The sequence below is a fragment of the Micrococcus sp. HOU01 genome, from assembly GCF_035609305.1.
GTDB lineage: Bacteria > Actinomycetota > Actinomycetes > Actinomycetales > Micrococcaceae > Micrococcus > Micrococcus luteus.
Map to the genome: position 1 here is coordinate 800187 of NZ_CP141211.1, position 21463 is coordinate 821649.

Below are 21463 nucleotides of genomic sequence, written 5' to 3' on the forward strand. Positions count from 1 at the left end.
AGGCCCGAGTTGAGCGTGAACCCCGACGTCGCCGGGCGGAGCTATCCGCCCGCGCCCCCCTTCCAGGTCGGCCGGGAGACGGTCCGCGCCTTCGCCGAGGCCGTGCAGGCCCAGCATCCCGCGCACCACGACGTCGCGGCCGCCCGGGCCCTGGGGTACGCCGACCTGGTCGCCCCGCCGACCTTCGCCGTCGTCATCGCGCAGCGCGCCGAGGCCGCCGTCGTCGCCGATCCTGAGCTGGGGATCGACTTCTCGCGTGTGGTCCACGCGGACGAGCGCTTCGTCCACCACCGCCCGCTGGTGGCCGGGGACGAGGTCGTGGCGACCGTGCGGGTCGAGGCCGTGAAGTCCCTCGGCGGCAACCGCATGGTCACCACCGTCACCGAGATCGCAGATCTGGACGGCGCGGCCGTCTCCACCGTCACGTCCACCCTGCTGGTCCGGGGAGAGGAGTCCTGATGAGCACCGCCCCCCGCCTGTCCGACCTCGCCCGGGGCGAGGTGGTCGGCACGCGCACCGTCACGTTCACCCGCGCCGACCTCGTCGCCTACGCGGGTGCCTCCGGCGACCGCAACCCGATCCACTGGTCCCCGTCGTTCGCCGAGCACGTCGGCCTGCCCGGCGTCATCGCCCACGGGATGCTCACCATGGGCGCGGCCGTGCAGCTCGTCTCGGACTGGGCGGGCGACCCGGGCGCCGTCGTCGACTACCAGACCCGCTTCACCGGCATGGTGCCCGTCGCGGACACCACGGGGCGCACGGACGACGACGGCGCGCCCGTCCCCGGCGCCACGCTCGAGGTCGTCGGCACGGTCGGCGCCGTGGACGAGGCCGCCGGGACCGTGCGAATCGACCTGAACGTCACCAACCCGGACGCGGCGAAGCCGCGCGTGCTGACCAAGGCGCAGGCCGTGGTCCGCCTGGCCGACCCCACGGGGGAGAGCGCGTGAGCGAGCGGCTGGCGGACCACACCACCACCCGCGTCGGCGGGCCCGCGCGCGCGTGGGTCACCGCGCGCACCGAGGCCGAGGCGATCGAGGCCGTGCGCGCCGCCGACGCGGCAGGCGAGCCCCTGTTCGTCCTCGGCGGCGGTTCCAACACCCTCATGGCGGACGCCGGCTTCCCCGGCACCGTCGTGCGGCTGGCCTTCGAGGGCATCCACGTGCTGGACGGGCCGGCGCCCGGCGAGGGTGAGGCGCCGCCCGCCGGCGACGGGGCCCGGTCCGCGGACCACGAGGGGGAGGCCGTCGTCGTGCGCGTCGCGGCGGGCCACCCGTGGGACGACGCCGTCGCATGGACCGTGGCGCACGGGCTCGGCGGGATCGAGGCGCTCTCGGGCATCCCGGGCTCGGCCGGCGCGACGCCCGTGCAGAACGTCGGCGCGTACGGCGCGGACGTCTCGCAGGTGCTCGTCGCCCTGCGCGCGTGGGACCGGGAGGCGGGCGACGTCGTCGAGCTGACGCCCGCGGACCTGCGCTTCGGCTACCGCGACTCCGTGATCAAGCGCTCCATGCTGGAGACCGGCGCGCCGAGTCCCCGGTGGATCGTGCTCTCGATCGACCTGCGGCTGCGTCGCGCCTCCTCCGACGCCGAGCCGACGGCGCCGGTCCGCTACGGGCAGCTGGCGGCCGCGCTCGACGTCGAGGAGGGCGCCCATGCCCCGCTCGCGGTGGTCCGCCGCGAGGTGCTGGCCCTGCGCGCCGCCAAGGGGATGGTGTCCGATCCGGCGGACCCGGACACGTGGTCCACGGGCAGCTACTTCACAAACCCGATCGTGCCCGCGTCCGTGCGGGCCTCCCTGCCCGAGGGCGCGCCGGCGTTCGCCGCCGGCCAGGCCGAGGACGGGACGCCGCTCGTGAAGCTCTCGGCGGCCTGGCTGATCGATCGCGCGGGCTTCGCGAAGGGCTTCGGGCTGCCCGAGGTCGCCCCCCGCGAGGGCGGGCCGGACGGCCGCGGAGCCGACGGCACCGGCCTGGCCGGGGGCCGCGCGTCGGTGTCCACGAAGCACACCCTCGCCATGACCAACCGCGGCGACGCGACCACCGAGGACGTCCTGACGATCGCGCGCACCGTGCGCGACGGCGTGCGCGAACGCTTCGGCGTCGAGCTGCACCCCGAGCCGATGATCATCGGCACCAGCCTCTGACCCCTCACTTTCGTTCGGGAAACGGCGCCCCCAGGAGTGCTTTCGTTCGGGAAACGGCGCGCCTTGGCGGCGCGGGCGCCGTTTCCCGAACGACAACGCCCGAACACCCGCCGTTTCCCGAACGAAAACGGGAGCCGGGTGCGCGCCGCCGCGCCGGCGTCGCGGCTCAGAGGTTGCCGGTGGCGATCATCAGCATGCGGCGCACGGGCTCGGCCGCACCCCACAGCAGCTGGTCGCCGACGGTGAACGCCGAGAGGTACTCGGGACCCATGTTGAGCTTGCGCAGCCGACCGACGGGGATCTGCAGGGTGCCGGTCGCGGCGATCGGGGTCAGGTCGGTGACCGTGGCCTCCTTGGTGTTCGGCACCACCTGCACCCACTCGTTGTCCGCGGCGATGATCTGCTCGACCTCGTCCAGCGGCACGTCCCGGGTGAGCTTGAGGGTGAGGGCCTGCGAGTGGGAGCGCATGGCGCCGATCCGCACGCACAGCGAGTCGAACGGGATCCGGTCCGCCCCGGTCAGTCCGAGCACCTTGTTGGTCTCGTCGTAGGCCTTGCGCTCCTCGCGGGAGACGCCGTCGCCCAGGTCGGAGTCGATCCAGGGGATCAGCGAGCCACCCAGCGGCACGCCGAACTGCGTCGAGTCCAGGCCGCCGCGCTGCAGCTCGATCACCTTGCGGTCGATCTCGAGGATCGCCGACGCCGGATCGGCCAGCTCGGCCCGCACCGCGCCGCCCAGCTCGGCGTACTGGGTGAGCAGCTCGCGCATGTGCCGGGCGCCGCCGCCGGAGGCGGCCTGGTAGGTCATGGCGGTGCCCCACTCGACCAGGCCCGCCTTGAACAGGCCACCCAGGCCCATGAGCATGCAGGACACGGTGCAGTTGCCGCCGATGAAGTCCTTCGTCCCGTTCGCCAGGGCGGCGTCGATCACGCCGCGGTTCACGGGGTCCAGCGCGATCACGGAGGTGTCCGCCATGCGCAGGGTGGAGGCGGCGTCGATCCAGATGCCGTCCCAGCCGGCGGCGCGCAGCTTCGGGTACACGGCCTGCGTGTAGTCCCCGCCCTGCGCGGTGAGGATCACGGGCAGGGCCTTGAGCGCGTCCACGTCGTACGCGTCCTGGAGCACGCCCGGGTCGCCGGCCATGCCCTCGAGCACGGGCGCGGGACCGCCGGCGTTGGACGTGGAGAAGAAGACGGGGTGGACGCGGGCGAAGTCGCCCTCCTCGGCCATGCGCTGCAGGAGGACGGACCCCACCATGCCGCGCCAGCCGACCAGTCCCACGGTGGGCACGGCGGCCGCGTCGGGGGCGTTCACAGATGCGGGGGCAGCGGAAGTCATGCCCTCCAGGCTAGCGGCCCTGCTGCGCACGCTTCCGCCTGTTCCACGCGATGAGACCGCCCACGGCGAACACCTGGGTCAGCACGAGCAGGAACACCAGCCCCGCGATGGTCTTGCCCTGCAGCACGAGGATCAGCCCGAACACGGCGCACACGAACGCCAGCACGGGCAGGGCGACGAGCGCGAGGAACGAGACCGCCTGCGGGGAGAGCAGACGCTGGTCGTAGTCGGTCGGGGCCATGTCAGTCGCGTTCCCATCGTTCGAAGCGGTGGCGCGGGCCGGAGGCGGAGTCCAGCCACGCGTCGGGGGCGGGCTCGACGGCGGTGCGCCGCCAGCGGGCGTCGAGCAGCGGGGCGTGCGTGTCGCCGTCGACGTCCGCGTCGATCACGGTCACCTCGGCGCGCGAGGCCACGTCGAGGGCCTGCTCGTAGAGCGTCGCCCCGCCGATCACCCACACGGTGTCACAGCCGTCGGCCTCGGCCGCGGCGGACAGGGCCGCCCCGAAGTCCGGCACGACGACGGCACCCGCGGCCCGCAGCTCCGCGCCGGCCTCCTCGGTGGCCGTCAGGGTGCGGGAGACCACGATGTTCGTGCGCCCGGGCAGCGGGCGGAACCGCGCCGGGAACGACTCCCACGTGCGCCTGCCCATGATCACGGGGTGGCCGTGCGTGTGGGCCCGGAAGTGGGCGAGGTCCTCGGGGACGTGCCACGGCATGGTGCCGTCGCGGCCGATGACGCGCTCGGGGGTCTGGGCCCAGATCATGGCGATCACGGGCTCGGTGGGACGGGTGGCCCGGCTCATGGGGTCGCTGCGCATCCTCGGCTCAGACGGCGATCGGCGCCGTGATGGTGGGGTGGTGACGGTAGTCGAGGACCTCGAAGTCGTCGTAGTCGTAGTCGAAGATCGACGCGGGGGTGCGCCGCAGCCGCAGCCGCGGGTACGGGTACGGCTCGCGGGAGAGCTGCTCGCGCACCTGCTCCTCGTGGTTCGCGTAGATGTGCACGTCCCCGCCGGTCCACACGAACTCGCCGGGCGTCAACCCGGTCTGCTGTGCGACCATCACCGTGAGCAGCGCGTACGAGGCGATGTTGAACGGCACGCCGAGGAACAGGTCCGCCGAGCGCTGGTAGAGCTGGCACGAGAGCCGCCCGGGGGCGCCGTCCTGACCGGGGGAGACGTAGAACTGGAACAGCGCGTGGCACGGCGGCAGCGCCATCTCGTCCACCTCGGCGGGGTTCCACGCGGTGACGATGTGCCGGCGCGAGTCGGGGTTCGTCCGGATCTGCTCCACGACCTTCGCGATCTGGTCGATGTGGCCCCCGTCCGGGGTGGGCCACGAGCGCCACTGCACGCCGTAGACGGGGCCGAGCTCGCCGTCCTCGTCCGCCCACTCGTTCCAGATCCGCACGCCGCGCTCCTGGAGCCACCGCACGTTCGAGTCCCCGCGCAGGAACCACAGCAGCTCGAGCGCGACCGACTTGAAGTGCACGCGCTTGGTCGTGATCAGCGGGAAGGACTCGGCCAGGTCGAAGCGCAGCTGGCGGCCGAACACGCTGCGCGTGCCCGTGCCGGTCCGGTCCGTCTTGACGGCCCCGTGGGCCATCACGTCGGCGAGGAGGTCCTCGTAGGGGGTGGGGATGCTCACCCGGCCCACTCTAGCGATCCGAGCGGAAGCGCTGAGCGTCGTCGACGGCCCGGCGCAGGCGGGCCGCATCCCAGCCCGCGGCCCGGGCCAGGGCCACGGCACGCTCGATGGCGGCGCCCACCGCGGCGTCGTCCGGGGCGGGTGGGGCGTCGGCCACCACGGTGCCCTTGCCGCGCGCCGTGCGCACGACGCCGGCCGCCTCGAGCTCGCGGTAGGCGCGCACCACGGTGTTGGGGGCGATGCCGAGGTCGCCTGCGAGGGCCCGGACGGAGGGGAGGCGGGTGCCGGCGGGACAGGCCCCCGCCCCCGGTCAGCCGTGCAACACCATGTCCTGGTACTCGGGGTAGCGGCGCAGGTAGTCCTCCACGTAGGAGCACTCGGGCACGATGCGGTCACCCTCCGCGCGCAGCCGGTCCAGGACCATGGTCACGAGGGCGCGGGCATAACCGCGGCGGCCGAACTGCTCGTCGACGATGGTGTGCTGCAGGCGCAGGACCACGGTGTCCTCGCCGTCCGCGCCGCGCACGGTCTCCTGGTCGTAGCCGAGGAACCCGATGAAGGTCCCGTCCTGGCGCAGCTCGAAGCGCTGACGGTCCGGGTCCCGGGTCACCGTGAGGCGCTCGTGGACGATCTTCTCGGGCTGGCTCTGGGCGGCGGTGTTCTCCATGACCCGAGCCTAGGGCCGGGGGCGGGCCCGCTCAACGGTGGCCCGGTCGTGCGGGCCGAGGCCGGTGCGGGCGGCTCAGTCGTCCCAGGGGTCGTAGACCTCGACGGCCACCACGTCGCCGTCGAGGTCGAGCGCGCGGTGCGCCACCAGCACAGCGCCGGGCCGCAGCCACGGGTCCTCGGTCGGCAAGGCCCGCAGCACGCGGTCCGCCTGGCCGGCGGCCGCGTCCTCGACCACCTCGAACAGCGTCGGCAGCACCGGCCGGTGTGTGCACACGACCAGGGGCCGGGAGCGGCCCATGAGCTCGGCCATCACCTTGCGGGTCTTCTTGGGCTTCTCCCGGGCCGTGGTCTCCGTGAACGCGCCCTTGGTCTTCAGCGCCAGCCGGCTGGACTTCACGAGCGGGGCCAGCGTCTCCACGCAGCGGCGCCACGGGGAGGAGACCAGCCGCTCCGGCCGCCAGGCCGCCACGAGGCCCTCGACGGCGAGCGCCTGCCGCCGGCCCGTCGCCGCCAGCGGACGCTCCTGCTCGGCGCGGGACCACGAGGAGCGGGGCTTGGCCTTGGCGTGGCGCAGCACCAGCAACGGCACAGTCCGCAGGCGCCCCCGGGAGGCGGCACGCAGCAGCAGGTCGAGCGGTTCGTGATCCGAGTCGTTCGTCAGCAGCCGCCGGGCCTCGTCCGGCCCGACCCAGCGGACCTCGTCCACCTCGTCGCCGTCGGGGAGGGCGCGCTGGCCGTCGACCTCGGCGGCCCAGTACCAGACCTCCTTGCTCTGACGTACGCCCCGCTTGCCGGGCACCTCGTACGCGGTCACGCACAGCGGGATGCCCGGCCGCAGCTCGAGGCCGACCTCCTCGCGCAGCTCGCGGACCGCGCACTCCGGCAGCGTCTCACCCGGATCGAGCTTGCCCTTGGGCCACGACCAGTCGTCGTAGCGGGGCCGGTGGATCACCATCACCTCGAGGCCGCCGGGCACGCGGCGCCACGGCAGCATGCCGGCGGCCAGCACCTCGGCGCGGGGGCCTTCCGAGGCGCGGTCCTCCGTGGACCAGCGGGCGACGCGGTCGGCGTGGGACGAGGGCATGGGGCGGGTTCCTCTCGGGGTGCGGCGGCCGCGACAACTGCTGGGGCAGGGCACGGGGCGTGGCCGACCCCGCGGGGGCCGGCCCCACCAGGATACGAGGCCGCCGGGATGTGCCCGGCCGGTCCCCGCCCGAGGGTCTCAGGGGCGGCGGTACTGGGCGTCGGCGGCGAACAGCTCGAAGCCGAGGGACGCGTAGAGCGCGACGGCGGCCGTGTTGTCCGCGTCCACGTACAGGTCCACGACGTCGACTCCCTGTCCCGCCATCCGGTGCAGCCCCGCCAGCGTCAGGGCCCGACCGAGGCCGAGGCCCTGGGCGTCGGGGGAGACGCCCACGGCGTACACCTCTCCGACGCGCGGGCCGTCGGCTCCGGCATCCGGCTCCACCTTCGTCCAGTGGAAGCCGAGCAGCCGCCTGTCCGCCTCGCGGGCGGCGAGCAGGAGGCCGTCGGCGTCGAACCAGTCCTCCGCCATGCGGTCCTCGAGGTCGGCGCGGGTCAGGCTGCCCTGTTCGGGGTGGTCCGCGAAGGCGGCGGCGTTCACGTCCAGCCAGGCCTGCTCGTCCTGGCCGGGGACGAAGCCGCGCAGGGCCACCCCGTCGGCGAGCCGCACCTCCGGCAGGGCCGCGAGCGCCGCGTGCGACAGGCGCATCCGGCGCAGCTCGCGGACGGGCTCGAGGCCGTGCCGCCGGGCGAGCCGGACCGCCCCCGGGAGCATGCCGTGGGCCCAGACGCTCGTGGTCTCCTCCCGCGCCAGGTCCCGGACCGCGGCGGCCGCGGCGTCGGCCAGGACCGTCCCCCGGCCGGTGCGGCGTGCGGTCGGATCGACGACGAGCTCGAGCACGGCCGCCGCGCCCTCGGGCACGAGCACGGCCGCCCCGTCGATCGCCCCGTCCGGGCCCCGGGTGGCCCCCCACCAGAGCTGCCCGCCGCGGGCGAGCAGCACGCGCGTCTGGTCCGAGAGCGGGGGATGACCGTCCGCCGCCCCGGCACGGTCGGCCAGGTCCAGGACGGCGCTCGCCTCCTCCGGGCGCGGGGTGACGACGCGCGGCATGCCGTCGGCGTCGGAGGTCGTGGGGGTGGGGTGTTCGGCCATGCCGGCCACCCTACGGAAGGAGGACGGTGGCCCGCGAGGTGCTCCCCGCCGTCGCCCGCCCAGGGCCGAGCCAGTGCGCACCTGGCAGGATGGGGCAGGTGATGCGCTTGTCCATGGCCCTGAGTGCGGCCGTCGCCGCCCTTGTCCTGGGCGGTGCCGCGTTGCTCGGCCCGGTCCCCGCCGCCCTCGCCGCCGCCGTCGTGATCCTGGTCATCGCCTGGGGCTGGCCGCGGCAGATGGGGGCGCCCGCGCGCCTCTCGCTCAGCGTCACCCTGGCCGTCGCCGGGGGCGCCGCGGTGCTGCTCATGCTGCTGTGGCCGCCGCTCGAGGACGGCCACAGCGGGGCCTGGACGCTCTTCGAGCCGCTCGCCGTCGTCGTCGCCTGGAGCACCATGGCCTCGTTCGTCGTCCAGCTGGTGCGCGGGACCGGCCGGCCGCTGCGCCTCGAGTCCACCGTCGCCACGATGGGCGGGGCGTTCATGGCCGTCGTGACGGCGTGCTGGGTGGCCGTCTCACGCTGGACCGACACCCCTGCGGTCGCCGGGCTGGTCATCACGCTGGCAGTCACGGTGGCCGCGGTCTCCCTCGTCGGCCTCACCCCGTGGATGCAGGGCCGGCCGGGAGTCCTGGCGCTCGTCGTCATCCCCCTCGGCACGGTGCTCGCGTGGCCCGTCTCGGCGCTGGCCGGCGTGGACGCCCGGGACCGGCCGGCCGTCACGGCCGCGGCGCTCGCGGTGGCCGTGCTGGTGTCCCTGACCGCCACCACGGCGCCGTCGTCGCGGCCGCGACCCGAGGACCGGCCGGTGGGCACCACCCTGCGCCCGCGCCGGGCGGGCTACGCCCTCGCGTTGGCGCCCGTGGGCGCGGCCGGCGTCGTGGCGCACGTCATGGTGGGCTTCCTGGCCTGACAGGTCGGGCCCGCTCGGTAGGATGTCCCGCATGGATACCCTTCTTGCGCTCGAGATCTTCTTCCTGGCCCTCGTGGTCCTGGCCGGCCTGGGCATGGCCGCCGTCGCCGCGGTCGTCATCAGCGGCCTCTTCAAGGGCCAGCGCTGAGGACGCGCGGCCCGCTGTCGGGCCGCGCCGTGATCTGCCATGGCGACTGAACTCCCGTACGACCTCACCCCCGAGCTCGCGCCCCTGTCCTGGCTCATCGGCAGCTGGGAGGGCCAGGGCCGCCTCGGCGACGGCTCCGCCGGCACCGAGATCTTCTACCAGCGGGTGGACTTCACCGAGCACGGTCTGCCGTTCGTCGAGTACCGCGCGGAGTCGTGGCTGTGCGAGGCGGACGGCACGCTGCTGCGTCCGCTGACCGTGGAGTCCGGCTTCTGGCAGGTGGACCGGGCGCGGCGCGACGGCGACGTCGGCCCCGGCATGCGCCCGGCGGACATCGTCCCCGCGTTCCGCTCCGCCGAGGACGTCGAGCGGCTGCGCGCCGGCGACGAGGGCTTCGGCCTGACCGCCACCATCACGCATCCGGGCTCGCTGTCCGAGCTGTACTACGGCCGCATCAAGGGCCCGCAGCTGCAGCTGGCCACGGACGCGGTCCTGCGTGGCTCCGCCGCCGGCCCGTACCACCGGGCCACCCGCATGGCCGGTCTCGTGAACGGGCAGCTGTTCTGGCGCTGGGACGTCGCGGACGCCGCGGGCGCCGAGCTCGAGGCGCACGCCTCCGCCATCCTGGACCGCATGCCGAGCGCGGCCGAGGGTCGGCTCGCTCCGGGGGCCGAGCGTCCTCGCGGGGCTCGCGGGGAGCAGTCGTGACAACCTCCCGCAGCCCGCTGCTGGACCTGGCCGTGGCCGAGCCGCAGGGGCCGGCCGGCGGCGCCGTCGAGGGCCGCGGCCCGGACGCCGGCGTCGCCGCGCACTACGGTCGCCCCCTGCCCGAGCAGCGCGCCCTCGCCCGGGGCCGCGCCCTGGTCGACCTCTCCCACCGGGCCGTGCTCTCCGTGTCCGGCCCGGACCGGCTGAGCTGGCTGCACACGCTCGGCACGCAGCACGTCGAGACGCTGCCCCCCGGCACGAGCACCGAGATCCTCTTCCTCGACGTGCAGGGGCGGATCGAGCACGCCGCCCACCTGCTCGAGGACGGTACCGCGGCCTGGCTCGTCACGGACCGCGAGGACGGCCCGGGCCTGGCCGCGTGGCTCACCTCGATGCGCTTCTCCCACGACGTCACGCTGCGGGACCACACCGGGGCGGTCGCCGTCGTGGGCGCCACCGCGCCCGTGCCCGGCTGGGAGGACCGCACCGTGTGGCTGGACCCGTGGCCGCGCGTCGGCGCGGGCGGCTGGGCCTACACGGCCGATCCGGATCCGGCGACCCACCCGGGTGCGGACTGGTCCTGGCGCGAGTACCTCGTCACCCGGGCCGACCTCGAGGCCACCGTCCGCGCGCTCGGCACGGGCGTGCTCGCGGGCTGGTCCCTGGCGGGCACGACGGCGGCCGAGGCGCTGCGCATCGAGGCCGGCCGCCCCCGCCGGGCCCTCGACGTGGACGACCGCGCGATCCCGCACGAGCTGGACCTGCTGCGCACCGCCGTGCACCTCGAGAAGGGCTGCTACCGCGGTCAGGAGACCGTGGCGCGCGTGCACAACCTGGGCCGCCCGCCCCGCCGCCTCACCCGCCTGCTCCTGGACGGCTCCGTCCACGCGCTCCCCGAGCACGGTGCCCCCGTGATCCTCCGGCCGGCCGAGGACACGCCCGAGGCCCGCGCCGCCGCCCGTCCGGTGGGGACGGTCACCGCCGCGGCCCAGCACCATGAGGCGGGCGCCGTCGCCCTGGCGCTGCTCAAGCGCACGGTGCCCGTGGACGCCGAGCTGCTGGTCCGCGAGGACGGTGTCGCCGAGGACGGTGTCGCCGAGGGCGGCTGGATCGCCGCGAGCCAGGAGCCGCTCGTGTCCCCGGACGCCGGGCAGGTCGTCGGCCGACCGCGCGGCGTGGGCCGCCTGCGCTGACCGACTCGCCGGCTCAGTCCAGCGCGAGGACGGTCCGCGTGCCCGCCGCCTCCAGCCCGACGGCGATCGCCACGTGGTGCGCGGCCGTGTGGCCCGCCGGCACCTCGGCGAACGGCAGCAGCCCCTCCAGCGCCGCCCGGTCCATCGCCACGGCCACCGCGTAGCGGCCGAGCCCACAACCGCGCAGCCGCGGTGGGGTGAGGGTGCCCAGCGAGGCCAGCACGCCGCCCGTCACGCGATGCCCCGCCGCCGCCACCGCGGCTTCGATCGCCCGTCCCGCGCCGTCGTCGGGAACGAGCGCGACCGAGGACTCCCAGGAGGGGACACCCGCCTCGGCCACGTCGTCTGCGGGGGCCTGCGCGACCGCGGCGTGGACGTGGGCGGGGTCGTCGGACACGGCGACGGTGCGCGAGGGGTCGACCGGCGGCGGTTCCTCGGCGGCGTAGAGCGTGAACTCGCCGCGCGAGCGCACGGCCTCCCCGGCGGCGGCGCGCACCGCCGTCCGCAGCAGGGCCGACTCCACGCCCAGCGCCTCGGCGGGCACGCCGCGGCAGGCACGCGTGAACCACGCCGGCCCCGCCACGACGGTGGCCCAGGGCAGGGCCAGCACCTCCGCCGCGGCGACGCCCTGCCGGGCCACCTCGATGCGGCGCGGCTCGGCACCCGCCGCCGGGGCGTCGCCGGGCAGGAGCGCGGTGTCGGGCAGGCCGAGCCGACGCGCCAGCCCGAGGGCCAGCACGCCGACGGCGGGGTGGTCGGGTCTCACCGGCCGAACAGGATCTTCGCCTCGTCGTAGCGGGAGACCGGCACCTTCTTGAGGCCCTTGAGGGCGGCGCTCATGGGGATGGAGATGATCTCCGTGCCGTTGGCCGCCACCATCTGTCCCCAGCGGCGCTGGGCGACGAGGTCGACGGCGCCCATGCCGAAGCGCGTGGAGAGCACGCGGTCCGTGGCGGTGGGGGCGCCGCCGCGCTGGATGTGGCCCAGGATGGTGCTGCGCGTCTCGATGCCCGTCATCTCCTCGATCTCGCGGGTCACCCACTCGCCGATGCCGCCCAGACGCGGCCGGCCGGACGCCTCGACGCCGGCCTCGGCCAGCGGGTCGTCGTGGCCCTCGGGGACGAAGCCCTCCGCCACCACGACCAGCGGGGAGCGACCGCGGTCGTGGACCTGCTGCACCCACTCGGCGACCTGGGACATCGGGGTGCGGACCTCGGGGATGAGGATCGCGTGGGCGCCGGCGGCCATGCCCGAGTGCAGGGCGATCCAGCCGACGTGGCGGCCCATGACCTCGGCGACCATGCAGCGGTGGTGGGACTCGCCCGTGGTGCGCAGCCGGTCCATGGCGTCCGTGGCGATCTGCACGGCCGTGTCGAAGCCGAACGTGTAGTCGGTGCCCTGCAGGTTGTTGTCGATCGTCTTGGGCACGCCCACGATCGGCAGCCCGTCCGCGGCCAGGCGGTTCGCGCCGGCCAGGGTGCCCTCGCCGCCGATGGCGATGACGGCGTCGATGTCCAGCTCGCGCAGGTTGCGGAGCATGTTCTCCGGGCCGCCGCCCTCCGCGTTGTAGGGGTGCGTGCGGGAGGTGCCGAGGATGGTGCCGCCGGTGCGGGCCAGGCCGCGCACGCGGGAGCGGGGCAGGTCCTCGACGTCCTTCTCGATCAGGCCGGACCACCCGTTGCGGATGCCCACCATCTCCATGTCGTACGACTTGATGCCGTGCAGGACGGCGGAGCGGATGACGGCGTTGAGGCCGGGGCAGTCGCCTCCGGAGGTGAGCATTCCGACGCGCATGGGATCCTCTCGGGCGTTCTCGTGCGGGGGGTCGGCACCACCCTAGGCGCGCCCGCCCCGTCGCGTCAGGGGACGGGCGACGGGCGGCGGGTCAGCCGAGGGCCACGAGGACGGCGACCTGGAGGGCCGTCGCACCCACGAGGATGCCGCTCGCCGGGCCGAGGGTGCCGGGACGACGGCCGCTGAGCAGAGCGCCCAGCATGACGGGGGCGATCACCGCGAGCGCGGCCACGAGCATCGGCACCGCCAGCAGCGTGGGGGTCGGACCGACACCGAGCAGCAGGCTGATCCCGAGGGCGGCGAGCGCGGCGAGGACGGCCCCGGCGTAGGTGGCGGCCTGCGCGATCGGCCCGAGGCGCGGCTTCGCGGCCGTGGCTGCGGACCCCGAGCCGGCCGGGGCGGTGGCCGCCCGGGGGGCCTCCTCGGCCAGGCGCGCCGCGGCTCGCCGCTCGCGGGAGTGGACGTGGTCGCGCCAGGTGCCGGTCGCGGGGTCGATCCATTCGGGGCGGAAGCCGTGCGGGTCGGTGACCTCGGCCGCCCGCTCGCGCGGACCTCCGCCGACGTACCAGGCCGGGCGCGGCACGGCGTGGGCGGGCTGGTCGGCGTCGGGGGCCCGGCCCGGGGCCACGCGGGCCTGCGCCCGGCCGTCCCAGCGGGTCACGAGCCACCAGACGAGCACGGCCAGCGCGCCCAGGCCCACGAGGGAGCCGGGGCCGCCCACGGCTGGGGCGATGAGGGTGAACCCGGCGCCGAGCAGCAGGTTGAGGGCGCCGATCGCCCCGATCACGCCGATGGCCACGGTGGCGTCCTGCCACTCCCCGCGGCGCAGGCGGCCGAACTGCACGCGTCCGTCGGCGTCGGGGAGGACGGCCCAGGCGGCCGCGTAGGCCAGCAGGCCCAGGCCCGCGGAGACCATGCACACGGCGACGAACACGCCGCGGGCGAGCAGCGGGTCGATGCGGTAGCGCTCGGCCACGCCGCCGAGCACCCCGCCGACCCACGAGGCCGGCGAGCGGCGCACGCCCCAGCCCAGGACGGCGCGGCGCAACCAGCCCGGCAGGGCGTCCAGTCCGTCGGGGCCGGTCTCGCCCGCAGTGGCTCCGTCGGGGGCGACGTGGGGGCCGGGGCCGGTGAACGGGTCGTGTGTGCTCGTCATGTCTCCATCCTCGTCCGCCCGCGGCCCCCGCCCATCCGGGAACTCCCGGAATCCTCCCCGGATGTGTCACCCCGTCCGACGCGGCAGGATGGGGGCATGCCCACCCCGTCCGCGCCCGCGCAGGCCCCACGTCCGCCGTTGATGCGGCACGGGGCCGACCGTCCGGTGTCCGGCGTCGCCGCGGGGCTCGCCCGGCATCTCGGGGTGCCCGTCGGCCGTGTCCGCGCGGCCCTGGCGCTGCTGAGCCTGATGGGCGGCGCGGGCCTGGCCCTGTACGTGTGGCTCTGGCTGCTCATGCCGGAGGAGGGCCCGGACGGCGCTCCCGCCGCCGACGCCCCCACCCTGCGTGGTCGCGCCCCCGAGGTGCTCGAGCGGGTGCGCGAGGGCGGCTGGCCGGTCCTGCTGGCCGCCGTGGTGCTCGGCGTGGGCGTGCTGACCGTCGCGGACGGCCTCGGCCTCGCCGTCGACTGGGCGCTCGTGGGCCCGGTGGCCGTCCTCGTGATCGGCCTCGGCCTGGCCTGGATGCAGCTCGACCTGGCGGGCGGGCCCCGGGCCGGGCGGAGCGGACGACTGGTCCGCCTCGTGCTCGGCACGGCCCTCGTGCTGCTGGCGGTGCTGGCCATCGTCCTGGGCGCCGTGAGCTCGGGCGAGCTGTGGCGGGCCCTGCTGGCCGCCGTCGCGATGCTCGCCGGCGCGGCGCTGGTGGCCATGCCCTACGTCCTGGCCTGGCTGCGCCGACGCGACGCGGAGCGGACCGCGTTCGCGGTGCAGGTCCAGCGCGCCGAGATCGCGGCGCACCTGCACGACTCGGTGCTGCAGTCCCTCGCCCTCATCCAGCGGCGCGCCCAGGACGCAGACGCGGTGGCCCGGGTGGCCCGCGCCCAGGAGCGTGAGCTGCGTCAGTTCCTCGCCCTGGACTCCCGTGGCGGCCCGCGCTCCCTGGCGGAGGCGCTCGAAGAGCACGCCGCCGCCGTCGAGGACGCACACGGGTCCCGGGTGGAGGTCGTGGCCGTGGGCCGGGCCGCCGGGGCGTGGCTCGAGCCGCTCGCGGCCGCGGCACGCGAGGCCATGCAGAACGCGGCCCGGCACGCCGGCGACGCGCAGGTCTTCGCGGAGGCCGGTGAGGACGACCATGGCCGCACCGTCGCGGAGGTGTTCGTCCGGGACCGTGGCCCCGGCTTCGACCTGCACACGGTCCCGGCCGACCGGCTCGGCGTGCGGGAGTCGATCCTCGGCCGCATGAAGCGTGCCGGCGGGACCGCCCGCATCCGGTCCGGCCCGGGCGGCACCGAGGTCCACCTGACCCTGACCGAGCCCGAGGGTGCGCGAGCGCGCACCGGACAGGAGCATCCATGACCGACCCCGCCCTGCGCACGGCCGTCATCGTGGACAACCACGCGATCTTCCGCTCCGGCCTGCGCGCCGACCTGGACCCGGACCGACTGGCCATCGTCGGCGAGGCTGGGGACGTGGACGAGGCCGTCCGCACCGTGCTGGACCTGGCGCCGGATGTGGTGCTGCTGGACGTGCACCTGCCCGGCGGGGCCGGCGGCGGGGGAGCGGAGGTGGCCGAGCGTGTCCTCGCGCGCCGACCCGCGCAGCGGTTCCTGGCCCTGTCCGTCTCGGACGCGGCCGAGGACGTCGTCGCCGTGATCCGTGCGGGGGCCTGCGGCTACATCACCAAGACGGCCTCCGGCGCCGAGGTGGCGGACGCGGCGGTCCGCGTGGCCGACGGCGACGCGGTGTTCTCGCCCCGGCTGGCCGGGTTCGTCCTCGACGCCTTCCGCGGCACGGCGCCCGCGTCCCCGCCCGTCCCAGCCGCGGCGACGAGCGGTGCTGCGGCCCCCGACGAGGATCTCGACCGGCTCTCGGCACGGGAGCGGGAGGTCATGCGGCTGATCGCCCGCGGATACACCTACCGCGAGGCCGGGGCGGAGCTGTTCATCTCGGACCGCACGGTCGAGACCCACGTGTCCTCCGTGCTGCGCAAGCTCCAGCTCTCCAACCGCCACGAGCTGACCCGCTGGGCCGCGCGCCGCGGATACGCCTGAGCCCCGTGGCGCGCGGCGTCGCGGGGCTCAGGGACGGGGTGGGCGGCTCAGGCGCTGAGCAGGGCACGGATGCGCTCGACGCCCTCCGCGAGGTCCGCATCGCCCAACGCGTAGGACAGTCGCAGGTAGCCGGACGGGCCGAACGCCTCGCCCGGGACCACGGCGACCTCCGCCTCGTCGAGGATGAAGGCGGCCAGCTCGGCCGACGTCGTGGGGGTGACGCCCCCGCGGTAGGTCTTCCCGAGCGCCTCCCGCACGTCCACGTACGCGTAGAACGCGCCCTGCGGGGTGGGGCAGTGGAAGCCCGGCACGGCGTCCATGGCCTCGACCATGGCCCGGCGCCGGCGGTCGAACGCCGTCTTCATCTCCGCCACGGCGTCCAACGGGCCGGCGACGGCGGCCAGCGCGGCCCGCTGCGACACGTTGGCCACGTTCGAGGTGGCGTGGGACTGCAGGTTCGTGGCGGCCTTGACCACGTCCAGCGGACCGGCCATCCAGCCGACGCGCCAGCCCGTCATGGCGTAGGTCTTGGCGACGCCGTTGAGGATCACGGACTGCTCCGCCAGCTCGGGCACGGCGCGGACGATCGAGGTGAACGGCATGCCGTCGTAGGTCAGGTGCTCGTAGATCTCGTCGGTGACCACCCACAGCCCCCGCTCCCGTGCCCACCGGCCGATCGCCGCCGTCTCCTCGGGGGAGTACACGGCGCCGGTGGGGTTGGAGGGGGAGACGAACAGGAGCACCTTGGTGCGGTCCGTGACGGCCTCGTCGAGCTGGTCCACGGTGACCTTGTAGCCCTGCTCGGGGCCGGCGAACACCTCCACCGGCACGCCGCCGGCCAGGCGGATCGCCTCCGGGTAGGTGGTCCAGTAGGGGGCGGGGACGAGCACCTCGTCCTGCGGGTCCAGCAGGGCGGCGAAGGCGTTGTACACGGCCTGCTTCCCGCCGTTGGTCACGAGCACCTGGGCGGCCTCGAGGGACACGCCGGAGTCGCGCAGCGTCTTGGCCGCGATCGCCTCGCGCAGCTCGGGCAGGCCGGCGGCGGGGGAGTAGCGGTGGTTCTTCGGGTCCCGGGCCGCGGCGACGGCGGCCTCCACGATGTAGTCCGGGGTGGGGAAGTCGGGCTCGCCGGCGCCGAAGCCGATCACCGGGCGCCCGGCGGCCTTGAGCTCCTTGGCGCGGGCGTCGACGGCGAGGGTGGCGGAGGGCGCGATGGCGGACAGACGGGCGGAGACGCGGCGGGCGGGCGCGGCCATGGGGACCTTCTTCGAGCTCGACGGGGAGGGCGGGGCGGAGCGGGGCTCCGTCCTGCCAGGGTACTGACTGCCCGGGGCCCGTTCGACTCCCGCCGCCCGATGGCGTATCCTGGATCTCCGGTACCGCGTTCACGGTCGATCCCGCGAGGGTTCGGCCGGCTTCGTCGGTCCGAAGGGTAGTGGCGCAATTGGTAGCGCAGCGGTCTCCAAAACCGCAGGTTGCAGGTTCGAGTCCTGTCTGCCCTGCTCGATGCCGGGCCTCGTGCTCGGCATCGGACGTGTAGAAAGCGATTCGGCGATCCGACGAGTGAGGCCACGTGACTGAGATGGCGGCGAACGGCGGGGGGCCCACCCCCACGCCGAGCAGGCAGCGTCGCGGGCTGTTCGCGCGGATCGCGCTGTTCCTGCGCCAGGTGGTGGACGAGCTCCGCAAGGTCGTCACCCCCACGAGCGAGGAGCTGCTGCGCACGACCGGAGTGGTGCTCGCCTTCGTGGCGTTCATGATCCTGCTGGTCATGGGGCTGGACTGGGTGTTCGGCACCGTGGCGGGTCTCCTGTTCGGCGCCGGCGGCCTCTGAGCCCGGCGCGGACGGTCCCGACGTCGCAGGACGCGTCCCCCGCACGCCCGTGAGGGCCCTCCCCGACGGCAGGGCCCGCCGTCCGTCAGCAGAAAGCAGGAACCGTGTCCGAGCAGGAACTGGATCGTCAGCCCGCCGAGGAGTCCGTCCCGATGTCGGAGGACGCTGTGGCCGCCGAGACCGCGCAGGACGCCGGGACGCCCGTCGAGGCCGCCCTGGACGAGCCCGTCGGCAGCGGTGACGAGACCGCCGAGGCCACCGTGCAGGAGGCAGACCTGGCCGTCGCCGAGGGCGAGGACGCGCCGACCCCCGTCGAGGAGCAGGCCGACGACGAGCCCGCCGTGGACCCCGCCGAGGAGCTGCGCACCCGCCTGCGCCGCCAGCCCGGCGACTGGTACGTCGTCCACACCTACGCCGGCTACGAGAAGCGCGTGAAGACCAACCTCGAGGCCCGCATCCTGACCCAGGACATGGAGGACTCGATCTACGAGATCGAGGTCCCCATGGAGGAGGTCGTGGAGATCAAGAACACCACGCGCAAGATCGTCTCGCGCGTGCGCATCCCGGGCTACGTGCTCGTCCGCATGGACCTCGACGACGCCTCGTGGGGCGTCGTGCGGCACACCCCGGGCGTCACGGGCTTCGTGGGCAACGACGCCCACCACCCGCAGCCGCTCAGCCTGGACGAGGTGTACGACATGCTCGCCCCGTCCGTGATCCAGGAGGCCGCCCGCGCCGCCGAAAAGGCCGGCCTGGCCGTCCCCGCCGCGGCCGAGTCCGGCGCGCCCGCCGCCCCCGCGATCCACGTGGACTTCGAGGTCGGCGAGTCGGTCACCGTCAACGACGGCCCGTTCGAGACCCTCCCGGCCACGATCTCCGAGATCAAGCCGGAGGCCCAGCAGCTCGTGGTGCTCGTCTCGATCTTCGAGCGCGAGACCCCCGTGACGCTGTCCTTCAACCAGGTGACCAAGGCCATCTGAGGACACCCGACGCTTCCGCACCGGGCAGGCCGCCTGCCGGCCCGGACGCGGCACCGGCCGCCGCGCCACGGCGGCCACCGCCCCCGGTGCGCTCCTGCGCCGAGGGTCCCCCAGTGAGAGAAGGATCCACTCATGGCTCCCAAGAAGAAGGTCACCGGTCTGATCAAGCTTCAGATCCAGGCCGGCGCCGCCAACCCGGCCCCGCCCATCGGCCCCGCCCTGGGCCAGCACGGCGTGAACATCATGGAGTTCTGCAAGGCGTACAACGCCGCCACCGAGTCGCAGCGCGGCAACGTGGTCCCGGTCGAGATCACCGTGTACGAGGACCGCTCGTTCACCTTCGTGACCAAGACCCCGCCGGCCGCCGAGCTCATCAAGAAGGCCGCCGGCGTCGCCAAGGGCTCCGCCACCCCGCACACGGCCAAGGTCGGCACGCTGACCCAGGCCCAGTGCGAGGAGATCGCCCAGACCAAGATGGAGGACCTGAACGCCAACGACGTCCAGGCCGCCGCCAAGATCATCGCGGGCACCGCCCGCTCGATGGGCATCACCGTCGAGGGCTGACGCCCACCCCCACCCCCTTCCAGTGGCAGGGCCGAGCGCGGCCCGCAGACCACGACTGCACAAGGAGAAGAACGCAGATGGCACAGCGCAGCAAGGCATACAAGGCGGCCAAGGCCGCGATCGGCGAGGACCTGTACTCGCCGGTGGAGGCGATCCGCCTCGCCAAGGAGACCAACCCCTCCAAGACCGACGCCACCGTGGAGGTGGCCCTCCGCCTCTCGGTCGACCCCCGCAAGGCCGACCAGATGGTCCGCGGCTCCGTGAGCCTGCCCCACGGCACCGGCAAGACCGCCCGCGTCGTCGTGTTCGCCACCGGTGACCGCGCCGAGGCCGCCCGCGCCGCCGGCGCGGACGTCGTGGGCGACGACGACCTGATCGCCCGGATCTCCGAGGGCTGGGTGGACTTCGACGCCGCCGTGGCCTCCCCGGAGCTCATGGGCAAGGTCGGCCGCCTGGGCAAGGTGCTCGGCCCCCGCAACCTGATGCCGAACCCCAAGACCGGCACCGTGACCCCGGACGTGGCCAAGGCCGTGGCCGACATCAAGGGCGGCAAGATCGACTTCCGCGTCGACAAGCACTCCAACCTGCACTTCATCATCGGCAAGACCTCCTTCGAGGCCAAGGCCCTGGTGGAGAACTACGCCGCAGCCCTCGAGGAGGTCCTGCGTCTGAAGCCGTCCTCCTCCAAGGGCCGCTACATCTCCAAGGCCACCGTGGCCACCACCTTCGGCCCGGGCGTGCCCATGGACCCGAACGTGACCTCGGTGGACTCCTCGGAGCTCTGAGCCACGCGGCCCCGGTGATCGGGGCCCACGACGCCGGCCGGTCGTCCCCGCAGCGGGGCGACCGGCCGTCGCCGTCGCGGGTCGATTTTGCGGACCCGTCCCGGACGTGTACGCTGGTGCCTACCGAAGACCGCCGGTTGTGGTGCCCTGCCTCCGGGCAGAGCCCACCGAAGGATCTCCCTGACGGAGACGGCCCGCGCAGGTGAACGTGAGCCACGCTCGCATCCGCACGTCGACCCTCCGGGTCCGGCCGCGTCGATGCTCCTGCTGCGCCCCGTGCATCTGCACGGGGCGTTTTCTCGTCTCGGGGTGGCGGTTCCCACGCATCATCGAGAGGAGTGCCATGGCGACGTCCGCGAAGGAGTCGGCGGTGGCTGAGCTCACGGACCTGTTCCGTGAGTCCAGCGCCGCTGTTCTGACGGAATACCGTGGCCTGACGGTGACGGAGCTCAAGCAGCTGCGTGACTCCATCCGTCAGGACGCGACCTACGCCGTGGCGAAGAACACGCTGGCCGAGATCGCGGCCAAGGACGCCGGTCTGGAGGGCCTCGAGGCTCACCTGTCCGGTCCCACCGCGATCGCGTTCGTGACCGGGGACCCGGTCAACGTCGCCAAGGCCCTGCGTGACTTTGCCAAGGATCACGAGAAGCTCGTGCTCAAGGGCGGCTACATGGATGGCCAGCCCCTGGACGAGGCCGGCATCAAGAAGCTCGCGGACCTCGAGTCCCGCGAGGTGCTGCTGGCCAAGTTCGCCGGCGCGATGAAGGGCAGCATGTCCAAGGCTGCCGCCCTGTTCCAGGCGCCGCTGTCCAAGACCGTCCGCACGGTCGAGGCGCTGCGCGCCGCGCAGGGCGAGGCTGCCTGAGCAGTCCGCCCCGGGCTGCACGGCCCACCACTTCACACGTAGTCAAGACGTACCCGTAAAGGAGCCATCATGGCCAAGCTGACCACCGAAGAGCTGCTCGCCGCGTTCGAGGAGCTGACCCTCATCGAGCTGTCCGAGTTCATCAAGGCGTTCGAGGAGAAGTTCGACGTCACCGCCGCCGCCCCCGTGGCCGTGGCCGCCGCCGGCGGTGCCGCCGGTGGTGCCGAGGCCGCCGCCGCCGAGGAGAAGGACGAGTTCGACGTCATCCTCGAGGCCGCCGGCGACAAGAAGATCGGCGTCATCAAGGAGGTGCGCGCCCTCACCTCCCTCGGCCTGAAGGAGGCCAAGGACCTGGTGGACGGCGCTCCCAAGCCCATCCTCGAGGGCGTCAACAAGGAGACCGCCGAGAAGGCCAAGGAGCAGCTCGAGGGCGCCGGCGCCACCGTCACCCTCAAGTGATGATCGCGGCCTGAGCCGCATCACGCTTCCTCACGAGGCCC

26 protein-coding genes and 1 tRNA gene are annotated in these 21463 nt (G+C 74.5%); 15 read left to right on the forward strand and 12 right to left on the reverse strand.

Features of this window, described 5'->3' with window-relative positions; genetic code table 11:
- The first annotated feature begins 9 nt into the window (after nucleotides 1-9).
- Genes SOY78_RS03710 through SOY78_RS03720 form a run of 3 tightly spaced genes read left to right on the forward strand, consistent with a single transcriptional unit; the run spans nucleotide 10 to nucleotide 2146 of the window.
- Nucleotides 10-459 (forward strand): FAS1-like dehydratase domain-containing protein, encoded by a 450-nt coding sequence (locus tag SOY78_RS03710; protein WP_041103576.1) that lies wholly within the window; start codon nucleotides 10-12, stop codon nucleotides 457-459.
- The gene (locus SOY78_RS03715; RefSeq protein WP_324701818.1) at nucleotides 459-950 is read left to right on the forward strand and encodes a MaoC/PaaZ C-terminal domain-containing protein; all 492 of its coding nucleotides are present in this window, start codon (nucleotides 459-461) and stop codon (nucleotides 948-950) included. Before SOY78_RS03710 ends, SOY78_RS03715 begins: the two co-directional genes overlap by 1 nt.
- Entirely contained in the window at nucleotides 947-2146 is a 1200-nt protein-coding gene (locus tag SOY78_RS03720) for a UDP-N-acetylmuramate dehydrogenase (RefSeq protein ID WP_324701819.1), read from the forward strand. The genes SOY78_RS03715 and SOY78_RS03720 overlap by 4 nt, the downstream gene beginning before the upstream one ends.
- Nucleotides 2147-2312: 166 nt before the next feature.
- On the opposite strand, the gene asd is transcribed toward SOY78_RS03720, so the two are convergent.
- The 8 genes from asd to mshD all read right to left on the reverse strand — a co-directional run bounded on the left by asd (nucleotide 2313) and on the right by mshD (nucleotide 7977).
- Entirely contained in the window at nucleotides 2313-3485 is a 1173-nt protein-coding gene (gene asd / locus SOY78_RS03725; protein WP_181743464.1) for an aspartate-semialdehyde dehydrogenase, read from the reverse strand.
- A 10-nt stretch (nucleotides 3486-3495) separates the two neighbouring features.
- Nucleotides 3496-3726, reverse strand: a complete 231-nt coding sequence (locus SOY78_RS03730; protein WP_141842814.1) for an NF038396 family protein — start codon at nucleotides 3724-3726, stop codon at nucleotides 3496-3498.
- A 1-nt stretch (nucleotide 3727) separates the two neighbouring features.
- Nucleotides 3728-4288: a dihydrofolate reductase gene (locus SOY78_RS03735; protein ID WP_061867131.1), complete on the reverse strand. Its 561-nt coding sequence runs from the start codon at nucleotides 4286-4288 to the stop codon at nucleotides 3728-3730.
- A 22-nt stretch (nucleotides 4289-4310) separates the two neighbouring features.
- A complete protein-coding gene (locus SOY78_RS03740; protein WP_041103570.1) occupies nucleotides 4311-5141 on the reverse strand; it encodes a thymidylate synthase in 831 nt (276 codons plus the stop codon).
- Between the two features lies 1 nt (nucleotide 5142).
- Nucleotides 5143-5373, reverse strand: coding sequence for a hypothetical protein (locus SOY78_RS03745; RefSeq protein ID WP_324701925.1), 231 nt, complete (start codon nucleotides 5371-5373; stop codon nucleotides 5143-5145).
- Nucleotides 5374-5442: 69 nt separating this feature from the next.
- Nucleotides 5443-5799, reverse strand: coding sequence for a GNAT family N-acetyltransferase (locus SOY78_RS03750; protein ID WP_182488352.1), 357 nt, complete (start codon nucleotides 5797-5799; stop codon nucleotides 5443-5445).
- Nucleotides 5800-5874: 75 nt separating this feature from the next.
- Entirely contained in the window at nucleotides 5875-6885 is a 1011-nt protein-coding gene (locus SOY78_RS03755; protein ID WP_159228156.1) for an NUDIX hydrolase, read from the reverse strand.
- A 138-nt stretch (nucleotides 6886-7023) separates the two neighbouring features.
- The gene (gene mshD / locus SOY78_RS03760; protein WP_134416833.1) at nucleotides 7024-7977 is read right to left on the reverse strand and encodes a mycothiol synthase; all 954 of its coding nucleotides are present in this window, start codon (nucleotides 7975-7977) and stop codon (nucleotides 7024-7026) included.
- 101 nt (nucleotides 7978-8078) lie between these two features.
- On the opposite strand from mshD, the gene SOY78_RS03765 reads away from it, so the two are divergent.
- The 3 genes from SOY78_RS03765 to SOY78_RS03775 all read left to right on the forward strand — a co-directional run bounded on the left by SOY78_RS03765 (nucleotide 8079) and on the right by SOY78_RS03775 (nucleotide 10934).
- Nucleotides 8079-8885, forward strand: coding sequence for a hypothetical protein (locus SOY78_RS03765; protein ID WP_236601287.1), 807 nt, complete (start codon nucleotides 8079-8081; stop codon nucleotides 8883-8885).
- A 187-nt stretch (nucleotides 8886-9072) separates the two neighbouring features.
- A complete protein-coding gene (locus SOY78_RS03770; RefSeq protein ID WP_036337900.1) occupies nucleotides 9073-9741 on the forward strand; it encodes an FABP family protein in 669 nt (222 codons plus the stop codon).
- On the forward strand, nucleotides 9738-10934 hold the full coding sequence (locus SOY78_RS03775) for a YgfZ/GcvT domain-containing protein (RefSeq protein WP_101967411.1): 1197 nt from the start codon (nucleotides 9738-9740) through the stop codon (nucleotides 10932-10934). Before SOY78_RS03770 ends, SOY78_RS03775 begins: the two co-directional genes overlap by 4 nt.
- 13 nt (nucleotides 10935-10947) lie before the next feature.
- Here the strand turns inward: SOY78_RS03775 and SOY78_RS03780 are convergent, their stop codons facing one another.
- The 3 genes from SOY78_RS03780 to SOY78_RS03790 form a co-directional block, all read right to left on the reverse strand.
- Nucleotides 10948-11700 carry a hypothetical protein gene (locus SOY78_RS03780; protein ID WP_324701820.1) on the reverse strand — a complete coding sequence of 251 codons (753 nt, stop codon included), beginning with the start codon at nucleotides 11698-11700 and terminating at the stop codon, nucleotides 10948-10950.
- Nucleotides 11697-12728: a 6-phosphofructokinase gene (locus tag SOY78_RS03785; RefSeq protein ID WP_324701821.1), complete on the reverse strand. Its 1032-nt coding sequence runs from the start codon at nucleotides 12726-12728 to the stop codon at nucleotides 11697-11699. Before SOY78_RS03785 ends, SOY78_RS03780 begins: the two co-directional genes overlap by 4 nt.
- A 91-nt stretch (nucleotides 12729-12819) precedes the next feature.
- Entirely contained in the window at nucleotides 12820-13884 is a 1065-nt protein-coding gene (locus SOY78_RS03790) for a PspC domain-containing protein (RefSeq protein ID WP_216880188.1), read from the reverse strand.
- Nucleotides 13885-13980: 96 nt separating this feature from the next.
- Here SOY78_RS03790 and SOY78_RS03795 point away from each other — a divergent pair, with 96 nt between their 5' ends.
- Together SOY78_RS03795 and SOY78_RS03800 are read left to right on the forward strand one after the other, a co-directional pair.
- Nucleotides 13981-15240 (forward strand): ATP-binding protein, encoded by a 1260-nt coding sequence (locus SOY78_RS03795; protein WP_216880187.1) that lies wholly within the window; start codon nucleotides 13981-13983, stop codon nucleotides 15238-15240.
- The gene (locus tag SOY78_RS03800) at nucleotides 15237-15935 is read left to right on the forward strand and encodes a response regulator transcription factor (protein ID WP_324701822.1); all 699 of its coding nucleotides are present in this window, start codon (nucleotides 15237-15239) and stop codon (nucleotides 15933-15935) included. The genes SOY78_RS03795 and SOY78_RS03800 overlap by 4 nt, the downstream gene beginning before the upstream one ends.
- A gap of 47 nt (nucleotides 15936-15982) precedes the next feature.
- Here the strand turns inward: SOY78_RS03800 and SOY78_RS03805 are convergent, their stop codons facing one another.
- The gene (locus SOY78_RS03805) at nucleotides 15983-17191 is read right to left on the reverse strand and encodes a pyridoxal phosphate-dependent aminotransferase (RefSeq protein WP_049146289.1); all 1209 of its coding nucleotides are present in this window, start codon (nucleotides 17189-17191) and stop codon (nucleotides 15983-15985) included.
- A gap of 173 nt (nucleotides 17192-17364) precedes the next feature.
- Here SOY78_RS03805 and SOY78_RS03810 point away from each other — a divergent pair.
- The 7 genes from SOY78_RS03810 to rplL all read left to right on the forward strand — a co-directional run bounded on the left by SOY78_RS03810 (nucleotide 17365) and on the right by rplL (nucleotide 21422).
- Nucleotides 17365-17437, forward strand: a tRNA-Trp gene (locus tag SOY78_RS03810).
- Nucleotides 17438-17517: 80 nt separating this feature from the next.
- Nucleotides 17518-17769 carry a preprotein translocase subunit SecE gene (secE, locus tag SOY78_RS03815; protein WP_002854774.1) on the forward strand — a complete coding sequence of 84 codons (252 nt, stop codon included), beginning with the start codon at nucleotides 17518-17520 and terminating at the stop codon, nucleotides 17767-17769.
- Nucleotides 17770-17873: 104 nt separating this feature from the next.
- Entirely contained in the window at nucleotides 17874-18749 is an 876-nt protein-coding gene (gene nusG, locus SOY78_RS03820) for a transcription termination/antitermination protein NusG (RefSeq protein WP_145951043.1), read from the forward strand.
- A gap of 132 nt (nucleotides 18750-18881) precedes the next feature.
- On the forward strand, nucleotides 18882-19313 hold the full coding sequence (gene rplK, locus SOY78_RS03825) for a 50S ribosomal protein L11 (protein ID WP_010080374.1): 432 nt from the start codon (nucleotides 18882-18884) through the stop codon (nucleotides 19311-19313).
- 77 nt (nucleotides 19314-19390) lie between these two features.
- A complete protein-coding gene (gene rplA / locus SOY78_RS03830; RefSeq protein ID WP_036317746.1) occupies nucleotides 19391-20098 on the forward strand; it encodes a 50S ribosomal protein L1 in 708 nt (235 codons plus the stop codon).
- Nucleotides 20099-20441: 343 nt separating this feature from the next.
- Nucleotides 20442-20963 carry a 50S ribosomal protein L10 gene (rplJ, locus tag SOY78_RS03835; protein WP_002854782.1) on the forward strand — a complete coding sequence of 174 codons (522 nt, stop codon included), beginning with the start codon at nucleotides 20442-20444 and terminating at the stop codon, nucleotides 20961-20963.
- Between the two features lie 69 nt (nucleotides 20964-21032).
- Nucleotides 21033-21422 carry a 50S ribosomal protein L7/L12 gene (gene rplL, locus SOY78_RS03840; RefSeq protein ID WP_010080376.1) on the forward strand — a complete coding sequence of 130 codons (390 nt, stop codon included), beginning with the start codon at nucleotides 21033-21035 and terminating at the stop codon, nucleotides 21420-21422.
- Nucleotides 21423-21463 lie beyond the last annotated feature (41 nt).